Below are 17551 nucleotides of genomic sequence, written 5' to 3' on the forward strand. Positions count from 1 at the left end.
GCTTATTGACGCTTGGCGCAGTGCTGGGAATACACTAACCTGCCACACCCTCTGAATATTGCAATGTCGCGATGGTTTAAGTCATGGTTGTTAATTTACTACATAAAGGCGAAATCGGACTAGCCCCCATGGAGGGCGTGATCGATGCCGTCACACGCGAACTGCTAACCGTCACGCCTGGGTTTGATTGGACAGTGACCGAGTTTGTACGCGTTGTCGACGCTCGCCTACCCCCGCGCGTGTTTTATAAACATTGCCCTGAACTCGCCCACACTCACGTTGCCACACCGAGCGGTGTCCCCGTGCACTTGCAACTGCTGGGGGCAGACCCTGTGGCACTTGCTACCAATGCTCAGCAAGCACTGTCGCTCGGCGCGCGCAGTATTGATCTTAATTTTGGCTGCCCTGCCAAACTCGTCAACCGCCACGACGGTGGCGCATCCCTTCTAAGGCAACCCGAGCGCGTCTACCAGGCCGTTAAAGCGGTCGCCGACGCGCTTGCCGGCGAAATTCCCGTAACCGCCAAAATTCGCCTTGGGTTTTCCGACCGGCGCCTGGCCGTCGCCTGTGCCCAGGCCACCGAGGCAGGTGGCGCGGCGCGACTGGTGGTTCACGGCCGCACCCGCGACGAAGGCTATCGTCCTCCCGCCCACTGGGAATGGATCGCCAAAATTCGCCACCGCGTATCGCTGCCAGTGGTGGCAAACGGCGATATCTGGACCCTGGAAGATTACTGGAAAGCACGCACGCTCTCAGGCTGCCGTGATGTAATGCTGGGACGCAGCGCGCTGGCCGATCCCTGGCTGGCGCCTAGGATACGACACTGGCAGAACACCGGTGAGCGCCTGGCCGACACCACCTGGTCAATGCGCGCCAGCGTTCTCAAGCAATATGCACACCGCCAACGCCAGCACCTGCCGCAACGCGTTGTGGTTTCGCTGGTCAAGCAGTGGCTCGCGCAAATGCGACAGGGCAATGCGGAGGCCAACCGTCAATTTCAGCGCGTCAAGCGGATTACCGAGCTGGATACCCTGCTTGAAAACCTTGTGGTGCCAGCCAAGATTGCCGAAACCGCATAAAAAAAGCGCCCTACCGTTAAGCGGGGCGCTAAACACAATCGTCAGACCCAAGCGCGAGCCACTTGAGTCCGACAAGAAACAGAAAACCCGCCCTTGTAAAAGGACGGGTTTGAAATTCTGGCGCGCCCGGGAGGATTCGAACCTCCGACCCTCTGATTCGTAGTCAGATACTCTATCCAGCTGAGCTACGGGCGCGTGGATGCTATTCCACGTTTGCTATGTCATTAAGACGTCAAAACAACATCTAAAAAGGTGGCGCGCCCGGGAGGATTCGAACCTCCGACCCTCTGATTCGTAGTCAGATACTCTATCCAGCTGAGCTACGGGCGCTTACCTTAGTGTGCGGCTGGCGGAGAGAGAGGGATTCGAACCCTCGATAGGGCTATAAACCCTATACTCCCTTAGCAGGGGAGCGCCTTCAGCCACTCGGCCACCTCTCCTTAACGGCACGGCGCGAATATTACCGATTTGGCGGAAAGTTGTCCAGCCCTGCTCGGTTTTTTTTCGCGCCGACCTTACCTTACGCGCATGACGCGACTTTATTTCGTCGCCAACCAGCGCTCATTCCGCTTCACTTTCACCGCTTCGTTCGCGCTGAATGCGCTGATAGATCTCTTCGCGGTGAACCGCCACGTCTTTTGGCGCATTAACGCCAATACGAACTTGGTTACCTTTCACACCTAGTACGGTGACGGTGATTTCATCCCCTATCATCAGGGTTTCGCCGACACGGCGGGTTAGGATGAGCATGGCTGATCTCCTTCTCAGACGTTTTTATACAACGGGATGTGTCCGCCGGAAGCGGCACCATGCCATTATGCGGCATGGCACCTTCTACCACCAATGGCACCGGCTCCATGACACCTCAACCTCCCGTTGAAAGAAAGCTCACCACCACACGGCAGCAAGTACCCTTCAGCGTAGAAGGTTTAAGGCGACAATGTTATTCAGATTCGATATCTGATTTATCTAGACCAAATGCTTTGTGTAAGGCATTAACGGCGAGTTCCATGTGTTTTTCATCAATCACCACCGAAATTTTGATTTCCGAGGTGGAGACCATCCGGATATTGACATTTTCATCGGCAAGCACACGAAACATTTTAGACGCCACGCCAGCGTGGGAGCGCATACCAACACCCACCAACGATACTTTGGCAATATTATCGTCGCCACGCAATTCACCCCCGCCCAGGCTAGGAATGACGGTTTCTTCAAGCAGCTTTTTGGTGGCTTTATAGTCGCCCTTGGCGACAGTAAAGGTAAAGTCGGTGTAATCACCCGCCGGTGCCACGTTCTGCACGATCATGTCGACTTCAATATTGGCGTCGGCGATCGGGCCCAGAATACGCGAGGCAACACCCGGCACATCAGGAGTATTCAGCAGGGTCAGCTTGGCTTCGTTTTTAGTGAACGCGATACCGGAAATCAGCGGTTCTTCCATGGAGTCCTCGTCTTGGTCTGCTTCAGCAACAATTAGGGTACCGGGGCCGTCTTCAAAGCTCGACAGCACCCGCAGGGGAACATTGTATTTACCGGCAAACTCGACCGCGCGAATTTGCAGCACTTTTGAGCCCAGACTTGCCAGCTCGAGCATTTCTTCAACGGTGATACTTTCAAGCCGCTGCGCCTTGGTGCAGACGCGGGGATCGGTGGTATAAACGCCATCGACATCGGTATATATCTGGCACTCATCAGCACCTAACGCCGCCGCCAGGGCTACCCCGGTGGTATCCGAACCGCCGCGCCCCAGCGTGGTAATGTTGCCGTCTTCATCCACGCCCTGGAAACCCGCGACCACAACAACTTGGCCCGCGTCCAGATCGGCTTTTAGATCGTCGGTCTCAATGCGCTGAATACGTGCCTTGGTGTAGGCACTGTCGGTGTGAATGCCGACTTGCGCACCGGTATGCGACGTGGCGGCAACGCCGGCCTGCTGAAGCGCCATGGCTAACAGCGAAATGGTCACCTGTTCGCCGGTGGAGAGCAGCATGTCCATTTCGCGCGGAGCAGGGTCATCATTCAACGCGTGCGCCATGTCGGTCAGGCGATTGGTCTCACCGCTCATCGCGGAGACCACCACCACGACTTGGTGGCCTTGATCGCGGAAGCCTTTGACTTTTTCCGCTACGGCCTTGATACGGTCGACAGAGCCCACCGAAGTGCCGCCGAACTTCTGTACGTATAGTGCCATATGCCGTTTTTCCTATCGTTCGGGAATGGAGGATGAATGTTGTTATTGCTAATAAGTGAAAGGCCGATGACAAATAATGCCACCGGCCTTCCTGTTTAGTTAAGCGTGTTTTCCAACCATGCCGGTACGCTGTTCAACGCACCGGGCAAGGCATCGGGTTGACTGCCACCCGCTTGGGCCATATCTGGGCGGCCACCGCCTTTGCCTCCCACCTGGGAGGCCACGTGATTGACCAGCTCACCTGCTTTCACCCGGCCGGTGAGGTCTTTTGTCACACCGGCGATCAGACTGACTTTACCCGCCGCCTGGTCGGCAACGCCTAGGATAATCACACCGGAGCTTAGCTTGTTCTTAAGCTGATCCAGCACACCGCGCAGGTCTTTACCAGAAACGCCCTCAAGCTGCGTTGCCAGCAATTTCACCCCGTTAATATCCTGCACCTGACTCAGCATGTCGCTGCCGGCGGCACTGGCAAGCTTCGCTTTAAGCTGCTCAAGCTCTTTTTCCAGGCTGCGATTGCGCTCTGCCAACGCCTCCACCCGCGCTTCGACCTGCTCAGGCTTGGTCTTCAGTCGCTCACCCAGCCGCTGAATGCGGGCTTCCTGCTCACGGAAATACGCCAGGGCATTCTCGCCGGTAATCGCCTCGATACGGCGTACGCCCGAGGCAATGCCCACTTCGCTAACCAGGTGACAACAGCCGATATCGCCGCTGCGTGCCACGTGAGTGCCGCCGCATAGCTCGATTGAGAATTCGTCCTGACCGATAGTCAGCACGCGCACGTTATCGGCGTATTTGGCCTCAAACAGCGCTGCTGCACCCTTGGCCTTGGCTTGATCGAGACTCATCTGCTCGACCTTGGTCGGGGCGTTGGCGAGGATCTGCTCGTTGACCAGCCGCTCAACTTCCGACAGTTGCTCATCGGTCATGGGTTCAAAGTGGCTGAAGTCGAAGCGTAGCCGTTCGGCATTAACCAGCGAGCCTTTCTGTTGAACGTGATCGCCCAATACCATGCGCAGCGCTTTGTGTAGCAGGTGCGTCGCCGAGTGATTACGAATCGTGGCCGTACGCAGGCTGGCATCCACCTCGCCGCGCACGTGGGCCCCCACGTTTAACGTGCCTTCTACCATAATGCCCTGGTGGAGGTGGTGGCCGCTCTGCTTTTGAGTGTCAGTGACCTGGAAGCGACCGCCGTCGACGTATAAATAGCCGGTGTCACCCACCTGGCCGCCGGACTCACCGTAGAACGGGGTACGGTCCAGCACCACAATGCCTTTCTGCCCCGCTTCCAGCGCGGCAAGCTCGTTGCCTTCCGTATCGACCAGCGCGGTAACGCTTGCCTGATCTTCCAGGCGGTCGTAGCCGGTAAAGGTGGTTTCGCCGTCGAGCTCAATGGAGGTGCTGTAATCGGCGCCAAACTGGCTGGCCGCCCGGGCGCGCTCACGCTGGGCTTCGAGTTCGCGGTGAAAGCCTGCTTCATCGAGGCTGACTTCGCGCTCGCGACAGACATCGGCGGTTAAATCATAGGGGAACCCGTAGGTGTCGTAGAGCTTGAACACGGTTTCGCCCGGCAATACGTCGCCCTGCAGTTCGTCAAGCGCCGCATTGAGCAGACCCATACCGTGATCCAGCGTACGCGCGAACTGTTCTTCCTCTTTCAACAGTACCCGAGCGATCTGGCTGTTGGCTTCGCGCAGTTCGGGATAGGCATCGCCCATCTCATCGTCTAGCGCATTGACCAGCTTATGGAAGAACGGCTCTGTGGCTCCCAGCTTATGGCCATGGCGAATCGCCCGGCGAATGATCCGGCGCAGCACATAGCCACGGCCTTCGTTGGACGGCAGCACGCCATCGACAATCAAGAAGGCACAGGAGCGGATATGGTCAGCAATTACGCGCAGCGACGGTGTTTGGGTATCGCTGTGCCCGGTGGCGCTGGCGGCGGCCTGAAGCAGGTTCTGGAACAGGTCTATCTCATAGTTGGAATGCACGCCCTGCATCACGGCGGCCACCCGCTCCAGCCCCATACCGGTGTCGATCGAAGGCTTGGGCAGCGGATTCAGCGTCCCCTCAGCGTCGCGATCGAACTGCATGAACACCAGGTTCCAAATTTCGATGTAGCGGTCGCCATCCTCTTCGGGGCTGCCGGGAGGCCCGCCCCACACCTCGGGGCCGTGGTCAAAGAAAATCTCGGAGCTGGGGCCGCAAGGGCCAGTATCGCCCATCTGCCAGAAGTTATCTTCATCGAGCTTGGAGAAACGCTCAGGGTCGATGCCAATGTCGTCTTTCCAGATACGCTCGGCTTCGTCGTCGCTGATATGTACCGTCACCCATAGCTTGTCTTTCGGCAGCCCTAGCGTTTCAGTAAGAAAGGTCCAGGCGAAGCGAATGGCATCACGCTTGAAATAGTCGCCGAAGCTGAAGTTGCCCAGCATCTCGAAGAAGGTATGGTGACGCGCAGTATAGCCGACGTTATCCAGGTCATTATGCTTACCGCCCGCCCTGACGCAGCGCTGCGCCGAGGCTGCCCGCACATAGGGGCGCGGGTCGCGACCGAGGAAGACATCTTTGAAAGGCACCATTCCTGCGTTGGTAAACAGTAGCGTGGGGTCATTGCCCGGCACCAACGAGCTAGTGGGCACGATGGTATGCCCTTGATCTTCAAAGAAAGATAAAAAAGCCTGTCTGATCTCTGCGCTCTTCATAGGGTATCCGTAACAAGAAAGCGTGATGCCCCAGGGCGCTGTCGCCGCTACCCGCTGGGGTCGCAAAGGGGCCATTATAGCGCAGTTGTCAAACGACTAAAGCCGCAGTTAGTGGCAGAGTTATTTGAAAGGGGGCTTTATCGCCCATTGAAGCGGACTATAGACTGTCTAACGCGTAGCGGATTTGGTCAAAATCAAACCCGCGCGTGGCAAGAAAGCGTTCCCGCTTAGCGCGTTCTTTGGGGGTAGCGCCGGGAGATGAAAAGCGTCGTGCCAGGGTGTCACGGGCGAGCTCAAACCAATCGACTGCCTCGCGCTCTTCAACCGCGGCAAAGGCTTCCGTGGCTATTTCGCGGTCGACCCCACGCTGGCTTAGCTCGCCCTTAATGCGAATGACGCCTTGCCCACGATTGATACGCGAGCGGATAAAGCTTTCGGCAAAGCGCGCGTCCGACTGTAATCCCTGCTCGGCCAATGTCTCGAGGCAGGCATCAATCTCTTCAGCGGCAAATGCCTTCTGCTCAAGCTTGCGCGCCAGCTCGGCGCGGGAGTATTCCCGCCGAGCCAGCAGTTGAATGGCCACCTCCCGAGGGGTGGCGTCTTGGGACGATGAAAACATACTGACGCCAGCGGCTTAGAGCAGATCGTCTTCGGTATCGGCGTCGGCTGCCACATCCGCCATGGCGGCTTCTTCTTTTTTAGGGTCGGGCTGGGCAAGCAACTGAGCGCGGATCTGGCTTTCGATCTCTTCCATGGTCTCCGGATGTTCTTCCAGGTACTGAGCAGCGTTTGCCTTACCCTGGCCGATCTTCTTGCCCTTGTAGCTGTACCAGGCGCCCGCTTTATCCACCAGGTTCTGCTGCACACCCAAGTCGATGACTTCGCCGGCGTGGTAAATACCCTTGCCGTAGAGAATTTGGAACTCGGCCTGGCGGAACGGTGGTGCCACCTTGTTTTTGACCACTTTTACGCGGGTTTCATTACCGGTGACTTCATCCCCTACTTTCACCGAGCCGGTGCGGCGGATATCCAAGCGTACACTGGCGTAAAACTTCAGCGCGTTCCCCCCCGTGGTGGTTTCGGGGCTGCCGAACATCACACCAATCTTCATGCGGATCTGGTTGATGAATACGACTAGGCAGTTGGCGTTTTTAATATTGCCGGTAATTTTACGCAGCGCCTGGGACATCAAACGCGCCTGCAGACCCACGTGGGAATCACCCATTTCGCCTTCAATCTCAGCACGCGGCGTTAGGGCGGCAACCGAGTCGATGACGATGACGTCCACACCACCTGAGCGCACTAACATGTCGGTGATTTCCAGGGCTTGCTCGCCAGTATCCGGCTGGGATACCAGCAGGTCGTCCAGATTAACACCCAATTTTTCTGCATAGCTGGGATCAAGGGCGTGCTCGGCATCCACGAAGGCACATACTTTGCCTTGCTTTTGCGCTTGGGCAATCACCGACAGCGTCAGGGTGGTTTTACCCGACGACTCCGGGCCAAAGATTTCGCACACACGGCCAAACGGTAGCCCTCCGATACCCAGGGCAATATCCAAACCCAACGACCCCGTGGACACCGATGGCATTACAACGCGGGGGGTATCGCCCAAACGCATGACCGTGCCTTTACCAAACTGGCGATCAATTTGGGTGAGCGCAGCGTTGAGCGCTTTGGTGCGATTATCATCCTGTGCCATTCAGTCAATCCTCATCAGAAGCTGTATAATTAGCCAGTAGTATGCCAAAGATTAGCCGCTAAACAAATCCTCAGCCAGTGTTTCGCGCGATTATTTCGCGCGGGCATCGCCTACCTTTTCTGCCAAGCGCGCCACCAGGCCTGCCAGCGCCTGACGTACGGCTTGCTCGCGCACCGCCTGCCGGTCGCCAGGAAAATGATAGCGCTCAGCCTGTTGGTGGTCCTCGTTCCCCCAAGCCAGCCAGACGGTGCCCACGGGCTTATCGTCGCTACCGCCCTCGGGGCCCGCTACACCGCTGACGGCCACGGCAAGCCCAGCACCGCTTTCACGGCAGGCGCCGGCGACCATCTGCTTAACCACGGTTTCGCTGACCGCGCCATGGGCGTTCAGTGTGGCTTCCGGCACGCCCAATAAGCGTGTTTTGGCTGCGTTGGCGTAAGTGACATACCCGGTAGTGAAGTAGGCAGAGCTACCCGCCACCGAGGTAATGGCACTGGCAATACCCCCACCGGTACATGACTCTGCCGCGGTAACTTCGAGCTGCGCTTGCTGGCAAAGACGCCCCAACCGCTGGGCCAAGATGGATAAATCCAAATTTATTAAGCTTGAGACACTGGGTGACATGGTCGCTCCTTCATGTGCGTCATCAATTCAGCGTAGAATACTGCGTTTCAGTTGCTCAAAACAGACGGCAAGCCCGCGCGCTTGCACAACGCTCAATTAGGACACCCATGTCACAGGCCAGCCCCGCGCACACGCCAATGATCGCGCAATACTTAAAGATCAAACGCGAGCACCCTGAGGTACTGCTGTTTTACCGAATGGGGGACTTTTACGAGCTCTTTTTTGACGACGCAAAACGCGCCGCCACCCTACTGGACATTACCCTGACCCAGCGCGGGCAGTCCGGCGGCAAACCTATCCCCATGGCGGGCGTCCCCTACCATAGCGCCGAAGGTTATTTGGCACGCTTGGTCGGCGCCGGTGAATCCGTCGCCATCTGCGAGCAAATTGGCGACCCCGCCACCAGTAAAGGCCCCGTCGATCGCCAAGTCGTGCGTATCGTCACCCCCGGCACGTTGCACGACGAAGCATTGCTGGATGCCCGGCGCGACAACGTACTCGTGGCCGTGGCTCCCACCAGCGAGCGCTGGGGGCTTGCCTGGCTGGAGCTTTCCAGTGGCCGCTTTAGCGTGCTGGAAGTCGATAGCGAAGCCGAGATGCTCGCCGAGCTAACGCGCCTCTCTCCGGCAGAGTTACTCGTCCCCGAGAGCCTCACACTACCCGACACTTGGTCGCAAACCCGCAGCCTGCGCCGCCAGGGTGAATGGCTGTTCGATTTGCAGAGCGCAACCCGTAGCCTGTGTGACCAGTTCGAGGTGCAGGACCTGCGTGGCTTTGGCTGTGCGCACTTAACCACCGCGCTGGTCGCCGCCGGGGTGCTGATCGACTATGCGCGTGACACCCAGCGCTCACGTTTGCCCCATGTCACCGCTATCAGCGTTGAGAACCGCGACGATGCGGTGGTCATTGATGCCGCCAGCCGACGCAACCTGGAAATTGACATCAACCTCGGCGGCACCACCGACAACACTCTGGCCAGCGTGCTGGACACCTGCACAACGGCCATGGGCTCGCGCCTGCTCAAACGCTGGCTGAACCGTCCGCTGCGGCAACGCGAGGTCATCCAGGGGCGTCAGGCAGGCGTCGCGCTATTAGGCCTTGACGCCCGCTACCTGGCGATACGCGATACCTTAAGTGACGTGGGCGACGTCGAGCGCATTCTGGCCCGCGTGGCGCTTTACAGCGCCAGGCCCCGCGACCTGGCACGTCTGCGTGATGCTCTGACCACGCTGCCCGCTCTTGAACAACAGCTGAGTGAGGTCGAAGAAGGCAGCCTGCTGGATAGCCTTCGCCCGCATATTCGGCCTTACCCTGAAGTAGCCGACACCTTACAGCGGGCGCTGGTCGACAACCCACCGGTGGTGATCCGCGACGGTGGCGTCATCGCTCAGGGGTACGACGCAGAGTTGGATGAACATCGCGGCCTGGCTGAAAATGCTGGCGATTATCTGGTGCAGCTCGAACTGCGTGAGCGAGAACGCACCGGCCTGGCCAATTTAAAGGTCGGCTATAACCGCGTGCATGGCTACTTTATCGAACTGCCCCGCGCTCAAGCCCAGCAGGCCCCTGCAGACTATATTCGCCGCCAAACGCTGAAAAATGCCGAACGGTTTATCATTCCTGAACTTAAAGAGTTCGAGGATAAAGCGCTTTCGGCCAAATCACGCGCTCTTTCCCGGGAAAAATGGCTTTACGACCAGCTGCTTAACGAGCTTAACGAGGAGCTTAACGCGCTACAGCGAACCTCCCAGGCGCTCGCCGAGCTGGATGTGCTGTGTGCCTTTGCTGAACGCGCTGAGGCACTTAACTGGGTGCGCCCCACCCTGGCGGCGTCCACAGGGCTGACCATCCACGCCGGGCGTCACCCGGTGGTCGAGCAAGTCAGCGATCATCCCTTCGTGCCCAACGATGTCACGCTGACCCCCGAGCAGCACATGCTGATCATTACCGGCCCCAACATGGGCGGTAAATCGACCTATATGCGTCAAACCGCGCTGATTGCGCTGCTGGCCCATAGTGGCAGCTTTGTGCCAGCCGATGCCGCCGAGATAGGCCCTGTTGACCGAATATTCACCCGTATCGGCTCGTCGGATGATCTGGCTGGCGGGCGCTCGACGTTCATGGTCGAAATGACCGAAACCGCCAATATTCTGCATAACGCCACCGAGCACAGCCTGGTACTGATGGATGAAATCGGCCGTGGCACCAGCACCTTTGATGGCCTGTCACTGGCCTGGGCAAGCGCCGAGCACTTGGCCAATGCCCGCGCGCTGACGCTGTTCGCGACCCATTACTTTGAGATGACCGGGCTACCCGACCAAGCCGACGGCGTGGCTAATATTCACTTAACCGCTACCGAGCACGGCGATAATATCGTTTTCATGCACCGCATCGAGGCAGGCCCCGCCAGCCAGAGTTACGGTTTGCAGGTCGCCCAGTTGGCGGGTGTTCCAAGCCATGTGATCCAGCGGGCACGCGAAAAACTCGTCGCGCTTGAACAACGCGATGTGGAAGAACAACGCCAAATGCCGCTGTCTCACCAGCCTGCGCCTCAGCAGAATGATTTATTTGCCAGCGCTCCTCATCCCGTGGTCGAGGCGCTGGAGCAGGCCGATGTAGACGGCTTATCGCCACGTGAGGCATTGGCGCTGTTATATCAATGGCGCGAACTGCTCTAATTTGACGCATCAGAACAGCACCGCGGTGCTTGCCGCCGCGTTAGGGCACCTCTAGAATGTCGCCCATACTTTTTAGCTTATAAAAAACGGCTGATTTATAACCATTCACGATTGACCACGACCAAGGGCGTCCCCTTGGTCCCGCAAGAGGGATAGCAAGATGACGTTTGTCGTTACCGAGAACTGCATCCAATGCAAATACACTGACTGTGTCGAGGTCTGCCCAGTCGACTGTTTTTACGAAGGCCCGAATTTTCTGGTGATTCACCCGGACGAGTGTATCGACTGCGCGCTGTGTGAGCCCGAGTGCCCTGCGGAGGCGATTTTCTCTGAAGATGAACTGCCCGACGGGCAAGAGCAGTTTATTGAGATCAACGCCGAGCTGTCTGAGGTGTGGCCAAACATTGCCGAGAGAAAAGACCCGCTGCCCGATGCCGAAGAATGGGATGGCAAAAGCGGTAAGCTGGAAAAGCTCGAGCGTTAATCGAGACAACGCTGCGATTAAAACCAGCGATTGCGCTGGTTTTTTTATATGGACACAAGCGGGCGCAAAAAAAAGGCGGCCCGTAGGCCGCCCGCTCCAAGCACTTCCTCCTGACCACTCCCTGTGTCAACGTCCTTCGGTGCCGTCCTTGCCAGGGCTCACATCACTGTGTCATCCGGCGCACCACCTGCATCCCGTTGCATCCTGCATGAGAGCATCCTTGCCTCCCCTTATCCTTGATAGGCATTGTGGCAGAACGCTGTCGCATCACAAGGCGGTCCAAAACGACGAAGGGCAGACCACGCTGGTCCGCCCTTTTTATAAAAAATCATTAAAAACAGAAGCTTAAATTTTAATTAGTGAAAAATTTCTGTTTTTCTTACGCAGTTCGAGCGATTTTCGACGGCATTTGTAAGAGATATCTTACAAAACTTTGAGAGATCTCTTACAAAGCAACCGCCATTTTTTGCTTTATTGCCCTTTAATGGCCTTGATCCCTGGATAGCTAACATCGCCCAATTCGTCTTCGATCACTAGCAGACGGTTATATTTGGCGACACGGTCGGAGCGGCACAGCGATCCTGTCTTTATTTGACCAGCGCAGGTACCCACCGCCAGATCAGCGATCGTGGTGTCTTCGGTTTCACCGCTGCGGTGGGAAATCACCGCGGTGAAGCCCGCATCCTGGGCCATTTTGATCGCATCCAGGGTTTCCGACAGCGAACCAATCTGGTTGAACTTGATCAGGATCGAGTTACCGATCTGCTCATCAATACCGCGCTTGAGGATCTTGGTATTGGTGACGAACAGATCATCGCCGACCAGTTGGACCTTATCGCCCAATTTATCGGTCAGCGCTTTCCAGCCGTCCCAGTCCGACTCGTCCATGCCGTCTTCGATAGACACGATCGGGTAGTCGTCGCACAGGCCTGCCAGATAGTCGGCAAAGCCTTGGGCATCGTAGCGCTTGCCTTCGCCGGCCAGGTTGTACTGACCGTCTTTATAGAATTCAGACGAGGCACAGTCGAGCGCCAGGGTGACGTCGCTACCCAGTTGGTAACCGGCATCGGCCACGGCTTGCTTAATAATCGCCAGTGCATCGGCGTTGGACGCCAGGTTGGGCGCAAAACCACCTTCGTCGCCAACGGACGTAGACAACCCCTTCGCCGACAGTACTTTTTTCAGCGCATGGAAAATCTCAGCGCCCATGCGCAAGCCTTCGCGGAAGTTGGCCGCGCCCACCGGCTGGACCATAAATTCCTGAATATCGACGTTGTTATCCGCGTGTTCACCGCCGTTTAGGATGTTCATCATGGGCACCGGCATCAGGTATTCACCCGGCTGGCCGTAAAGCTCGGCGATATGGGCATAAAGCGGCACGCCTTTAGCATTGGCCGCGGCTTTGGCGGCCGCAAGCGACACGGCAAGAATGGCATTAGCGCCCAGGTTAGCTTTGTTGTCCGTGCCATCTAGCGAAAGCATAGCGCTATCTAGCCCGCGCTGGTCACGCGCGTCCATGCCCAACAATGTTTCCCGGATTTTGCCATTGACCGCATCCACTGCCTTGAGCACGCCTTTGCCGAGATAGCGCGTTTTGTCGCCATCACGCAGCTCAAGCGCTTCCCGTGAGCCAGTAGAGGCACCGCTGGGGGCGCAGGCTTCGCCTACCGCGCCGCTGGCTAAACGAACGCTCGCTTGCACCGTGGGGTTACCCCGGGAATCGAGCACTTCCAACGCACGGATATCAACAATTTTGGTCATGACAGTGTCCTTAGTTGTCGGTCTAATGGAGGTTTAACGTATCACGTTTGCTACCGCAGTCAGCGAATGGTCAATGGCGTAAAGCCTTTGATCAGCGCATCCAACTGCGCGACCTGGGTCAGAAACAGCTCCAACTGATCCAGCGGCAAGGCGCAGGGGCCATCGCACTTGGCGTTGTCCGGGTCGGGATGCGCTTCCAGAAACAGCCCGGCCAAGCCAACCGCGACGCCTGCGCGGGCAAGCTCGGCTACTTGCGCACGGCGACCGTCGGCGCTGTCGGCACGGCCTCCGGGGCGCTGTAGCGCATGAGTCACGTCGAAAAACACCGGATAGCCGGTTTGCTTCATATCGCCAACGCCCAGCATATCCACAATCAGGTTGTTATAGCCAAAGCTGGTGCCGCGCTCGCAGAGCATCAGGCGGTCATTACCGGCTTCCTGAAACTTGGCAATAATATGGCGCATTTCATGGGGTGCCAAAAACTGCGGTTTCTTGATATTAATCGCCGCACCGGTTTTGGCCATCGCCACCACCAGGTCGGTCTGGCGCGCTAAAAAGGCAGGCAGTTGGATAATGTCGGCCACTTCAGCCGCCGCCGCTGCCTGCCAGGGCTCATGAACGTCGGTGATCACCGGTACGCCGTGGCGGGCCTTGATATCAGCCAAAATCTGCAGGCCTTTCTCGAGGCCAGGCCCACGATAGGAATTAATCGAACTGCGGTTGGCCTTATCGAAACTCGCTTTATAGACGTAGGGCATGCCCAGCTTTTGCGTCACATTGACGTAGGCACTGGCCACTTCATCGGCCATGTCAGCCGATTCCAATACGTTCATACCGCCGAGCAGCATGAGCGGCAAAGAATTGCCGGCGGTTAGGCCGGCAACGTTAATATGGCGTTCTTGGGATGTCTCTTGAGAAGACATGTTGGCTCCCCCTTATTCTTGAGGCGCCGCATGGGCACGAGTGCGCGCGGCTTTATGCTCCACCGCGGCGTTAATAAAGCCCGAAAACAACGGATGACCATCGCGCGGCGTCGAGGTGAATTCCGGATGGAATTGACAGGCGACGTACCACGGATGATCCGCCAACTCGACCACTTCCACCAGGGACTGGTCGACGCTCTTACCCGAAACTACTAACCCGGCCTTTTCCAACTCATCGATAAACTGATTGTTGACCTCGAAACGGTGGCGATGGCGCTCGACAATTTCATCGGCACCATAAGCATCACGCGCTTTGCTACCCGATGCAAGATGGCACACCTGGCCGCCCAAGCGCATGGTGCCGCCTAAATCAGAAGCCGCATCACGCAGCTCAATTTTACCTTCAGGGTTGAGCCACTCGGTAATCAAACCAACAACTGGATGCTGGGTGTTGTGGGTAAACTCGGTAGAGTTGGCGTCTGCCCAACCGGCCACGTTACGCGCAAACTCGATCACCGCGACCTGCATACCCAGGCAAATCCCCAGATACGGCACGTTGTTTTCGCGGGCAAACTGGGCGGTCATGATTTTGCCTTCAACGCCGCGCTCACCGAAACCGCCAGGTACCAGAATAGCGTCTTTACCGGCCAACCGCTCGGTGCCGTGGCGCTCGATGTCTTCGGAATCAATGTAGTCAACGTTGACCTTGATACGTCCTTGAATACCGGCGTGAATCAATGCTTCGTTAAGCGATTTATAGGCATCGAGTAATTCCATGTACTTGCCGACCATGGCGATGCTCACCGACTTCAGCGGATTGAGCTTCGAGTCGAGTACTTTCACCCATTCGGAGAGGTCAGCCGGGCCGGCTTCCAGGCGGAACTTATCGCAAACGATATCGTCCAGCCCATGCTCGTGAAGCATCAGCGGGATACGATAAATGGTGTCAGCATCCTGCAGCGGCACGACCGCACGCTCTTCCACGTTGGTGAACAGGGCAATCTTGCGACGCTCGCTTTCTTCAAGCTCGACTTCGCTGCGGCAGATCAGGATATCCGGCTGAATACCAATCGAGCGCAGCTCTTTAACGCTGTGCTGGGTCGGCTTGGTTTTGGTTTCGCCTGCCGTTTTGATGTAGGGCACCAGGGTCAGGTGCATAAACAGCGCGCGATTGGCGCCCTGCTCACTACGAATCTGGCGAATCGACTCTAAAAACGGCAGCGACTCGATATCGCCCACCGTGCCGCCGATTTCCACCAGCGCGACGTCAAAGCCTTCGCCACCAGCGTAAACGCGCTGTTTGATTTCGTCGGTGATATGCGGGATTACCTGCACGGTACCGCCCAGGTAATCGCCCCGGCGCTCTTTGCGCAGTACGTGTTCGTATACACGCCCAGTGGTGAAGTTATTACCTTGGGTCATTTTAGTACGAATGAAGCGTTCGTAATGGCCCAGGTCCAGGTCGGTTTCGGCACCATCCTCGGTGACAAACACCTCGCCATGCTGGAAAGGACTCATGGTACCCGGGTCCACGTTGATGTACGGGTCGAGCTTGAGCATGGTGACCTTAAGGCCGCGCGCCTCGAGAATCGCCGCCAGCGAGGCCGACGCGATGCCCTTGCCAAGGGAGGACACAACGCCGCCGGTCACGAAGATATATCGTGTCATGAAAAACCTGTCGAAACGTGATCAAAAGGCACGGCAGAAAGCCACACCAGGATGGGACGACAGAATAGCAGACTACGCCTAAAGGCTCAATTACGGCAGAAGCACGTCTCGAGGCGCCGATGGTGATGACCGATCGATAGCCCAGGGCTGGGTGCGTGCACCGGGGTTCGTAGGAGCCCAATTCATTGAGCGATCAGCAATCATCAAGCCGCCGCAAGTTATCGCTTGTAGACGGCCCGATCGCCCGACAAGTCGGGCGCCTACAAGCCCTGTGCTGGAATCCGGATTAAACGCCCAGGTAGTCCAGCATGCCTTCCGCTGCCTGGCGGCCTTCGTAGATGGCGGTGACCACCAGGTCTGAGCCGCGCACCATATCGCCACCGGCAAAGATTTTCTCGTTGCTGGTCTGGAAGGCGTATTGGCCATGCTCCGGCGCTTTGACCCGGTCGCGCTCGTCAACCTGAATATTGGCTGGGTCGAACCACGGCGCGGGGCTTGCCTGGAAGCCAAAGGCGACCACAACGGCATCAGCGGCGATAATCTCTTCTGAGCCCGGTACCACCTCGGGACGTTGGCGACCGTTTTCGTCCGGTTCGCCCAGGCGAGTACGCACTACCTTAACGCCCTCAACCTTGTCGTCACCGACCACGGCCACCGGCTGTCGATTGAACAGGAACTCGACGCCCTCTTCACGGGCATTGGCGACTTCTTTACGCGAACCGGGCATGTTTTGTTCGTCGCGGCGGTAGGCGCATGTCACGCTGGTCGCGCCCTGACGAATCGAGGTGCGATTACAGTCCATCGCCGTATCACCACCGCCCAGCACAACGACGCGCTTGCCTTCCATCGAAATATAATCGTTGGGGTCTTTTTCAAAGCCCAGGCAGCGATTGACGTTGGCAATCAGGAAGTCGAGTGCTTTATAAACCCCTGGCAGGTCTTCACCCGGGAAGCCACCTTCCATGTACTTATAGGTGCCCATGCCCAGGAAGACGGCGTCGTAATCCTGAAGCAGGGTTTCAAACTCGATATCGGTACCAATCTCGGTATTAAGACGGAATTCCACACCCATCTCTTCGAAGACCGCACGGCGACGCTCCATGACGTTCTTTTCCAGCTTGAATTCGGGAATACCGAACGTCAGCAGTCCACCGATTTCAGGGTACTTGTCGAACACCACCGGCTTGACGCCATTGCGCGCCAGAATGTCGGCGCAACCAAGGCCCGCAGGGCCAGCACCGACAATCGCTACTTTTTTATCGGTCCATGTGACCTGGGACATATCCGGTCGCCAGCCCATGGCGAAGGCCGTGTCGGTGATGTATTTCTCGACCGAACCAATGGTGACCGCACCGAAGCCGTCGTTAAGCGTACAGTCGCCTTCACACAGACGGTCCTGTGGGCAAACCCGGCCGCACACTTCGGGCAGCGAGTTGGTCTTATGCGAAAGCTCGGCGGCTTCAATAATATTGCCTTCCACCACCAACTGCAGCCAGTTGGGGATGTAGTTGTGCACCGGGCATTTCCACTCGCAATACGGGTTGCCGCAGTGCAGGCAGCGGTGCGCTTGGCTAGCCGCTTCATTCGGCTTGTACGGCTCGTAAATTTCGGCAAATTCTTTGGCACGCTTACGCGCATCTTTTTTCTGTGGGTCTTGACGACCCACATCGACAAACTGGAAATCGTTATTCAAACGGTTGGCCATGATCTCTCTCCTGTCAGCGATAGGGGGC

The 17551-nt window shown here is 57.4% G+C and carries 13 protein-coding genes and 3 tRNA genes; 3 read left to right on the forward strand and 13 right to left on the reverse strand.

Going from position 1 to position 17551, the window contains the following annotated elements; genetic code table 11:
• The first annotated feature begins 128 nt into the window (after positions 1-128).
• Positions 129-1079 (forward strand): tRNA dihydrouridine synthase, encoded by a 951-nt coding sequence (locus GA0071314_RS14530; RefSeq protein ID WP_074398546.1) that lies wholly within the window; start codon positions 129-131, stop codon positions 1077-1079.
• A gap of 118 nt (positions 1080-1197) precedes the next feature.
• Here GA0071314_RS14530 and GA0071314_RS14535 read toward each other — a convergent pair.
• The 9 genes from GA0071314_RS14535 to GA0071314_RS14575 all read right to left on the reverse strand — a co-directional run bounded on the left by GA0071314_RS14535 (position 1198) and on the right by GA0071314_RS14575 (position 8304).
• A tRNA-Arg gene (locus GA0071314_RS14535) sits at positions 1198-1274 on the reverse strand.
• A gap of 58 nt (positions 1275-1332) precedes the next feature.
• A tRNA-Arg gene (locus tag GA0071314_RS14540) sits at positions 1333-1409 on the reverse strand.
• 17 nt (positions 1410-1426) lie between these two features.
• A tRNA-Ser gene (locus tag GA0071314_RS14545) sits at positions 1427-1519 on the reverse strand.
• A 121-nt stretch (positions 1520-1640) separates the two neighbouring features.
• Positions 1641-1829, reverse strand: coding sequence for a carbon storage regulator CsrA (gene csrA, locus GA0071314_RS14550; RefSeq protein ID WP_066321318.1), 189 nt, complete (start codon positions 1827-1829; stop codon positions 1641-1643).
• A 193-nt stretch (positions 1830-2022) separates the two neighbouring features.
• The gene (locus GA0071314_RS14555; RefSeq protein WP_074397313.1) at positions 2023-3273 is read right to left on the reverse strand and encodes an aspartate kinase; all 1251 of its coding nucleotides are present in this window, start codon (positions 3271-3273) and stop codon (positions 2023-2025) included.
• 95 nt (positions 3274-3368) lie between these two features.
• Complete coding sequence (gene alaS, locus GA0071314_RS14560; protein WP_074397314.1) at positions 3369-5978, reverse strand: alanine--tRNA ligase; 2610 nt, start codon at positions 5976-5978, stop codon at positions 3369-3371.
• A gap of 157 nt (positions 5979-6135) precedes the next feature.
• Positions 6136-6597, reverse strand: coding sequence for a regulatory protein RecX (locus GA0071314_RS14565; protein ID WP_074397315.1), 462 nt, complete (start codon positions 6595-6597; stop codon positions 6136-6138).
• Positions 6598-6612: 15 nt separating this feature from the next.
• Positions 6613-7680, reverse strand: coding sequence for a recombinase RecA (recA, locus tag GA0071314_RS14570; RefSeq protein WP_074397316.1), 1068 nt, complete (start codon positions 7678-7680; stop codon positions 6613-6615).
• Positions 7681-7770: 90 nt separating this feature from the next.
• On the reverse strand, positions 7771-8304 hold the full coding sequence (locus GA0071314_RS14575; protein WP_074397317.1) for a CinA family protein: 534 nt from the start codon (positions 8302-8304) through the stop codon (positions 7771-7773).
• 107 nt (positions 8305-8411) lie between these two features.
• On the opposite strand from GA0071314_RS14575, the gene mutS reads away from it, so the two are divergent.
• Both mutS and fdxA read left to right on the forward strand, forming a co-directional pair.
• The gene (mutS, locus tag GA0071314_RS14580; RefSeq protein ID WP_074397318.1) at positions 8412-10982 is read left to right on the forward strand and encodes a DNA mismatch repair protein MutS; all 2571 of its coding nucleotides are present in this window, start codon (positions 8412-8414) and stop codon (positions 10980-10982) included.
• A 160-nt stretch (positions 10983-11142) separates the two neighbouring features.
• Positions 11143-11466 carry a ferredoxin FdxA gene (gene fdxA, locus GA0071314_RS14585; protein ID WP_074397319.1) on the forward strand — a complete coding sequence of 108 codons (324 nt, stop codon included), beginning with the start codon at positions 11143-11145 and terminating at the stop codon, positions 11464-11466.
• 471 nt (positions 11467-11937) lie between these two features.
• On the opposite strand, the gene eno is transcribed toward fdxA, so the two are convergent.
• From eno to GA0071314_RS14605, 4 genes are all read right to left on the reverse strand, one after another.
• Positions 11938-13227, reverse strand: a complete 1290-nt coding sequence (gene eno / locus GA0071314_RS14590; protein ID WP_074397320.1) for a phosphopyruvate hydratase — start codon at positions 13225-13227, stop codon at positions 11938-11940.
• Between the two features lie 59 nt (positions 13228-13286).
• A complete protein-coding gene (kdsA, locus tag GA0071314_RS14595) occupies positions 13287-14150 on the reverse strand; it encodes a 3-deoxy-8-phosphooctulonate synthase (protein WP_074397321.1) in 864 nt (287 codons plus the stop codon).
• Positions 14151-14162: 12 nt separating this feature from the next.
• Positions 14163-15818, reverse strand: a complete 1656-nt coding sequence (locus tag GA0071314_RS14600) for a CTP synthase (RefSeq protein WP_074397322.1) — start codon at positions 15816-15818, stop codon at positions 14163-14165.
• A 286-nt stretch (positions 15819-16104) separates the two neighbouring features.
• Entirely contained in the window at positions 16105-17523 is a 1419-nt protein-coding gene (locus tag GA0071314_RS14605) for an FAD-dependent oxidoreductase (protein WP_074397323.1), read from the reverse strand.
• Positions 17524-17551: the final 28 nt, after the last annotated feature.

It is taken from the genome of Halomonas sp. HL-93 (genome assembly GCF_900086985.1).
Classification (GTDB): Bacteria; Pseudomonadota; Gammaproteobacteria; order Pseudomonadales; family Halomonadaceae; genus Vreelandella.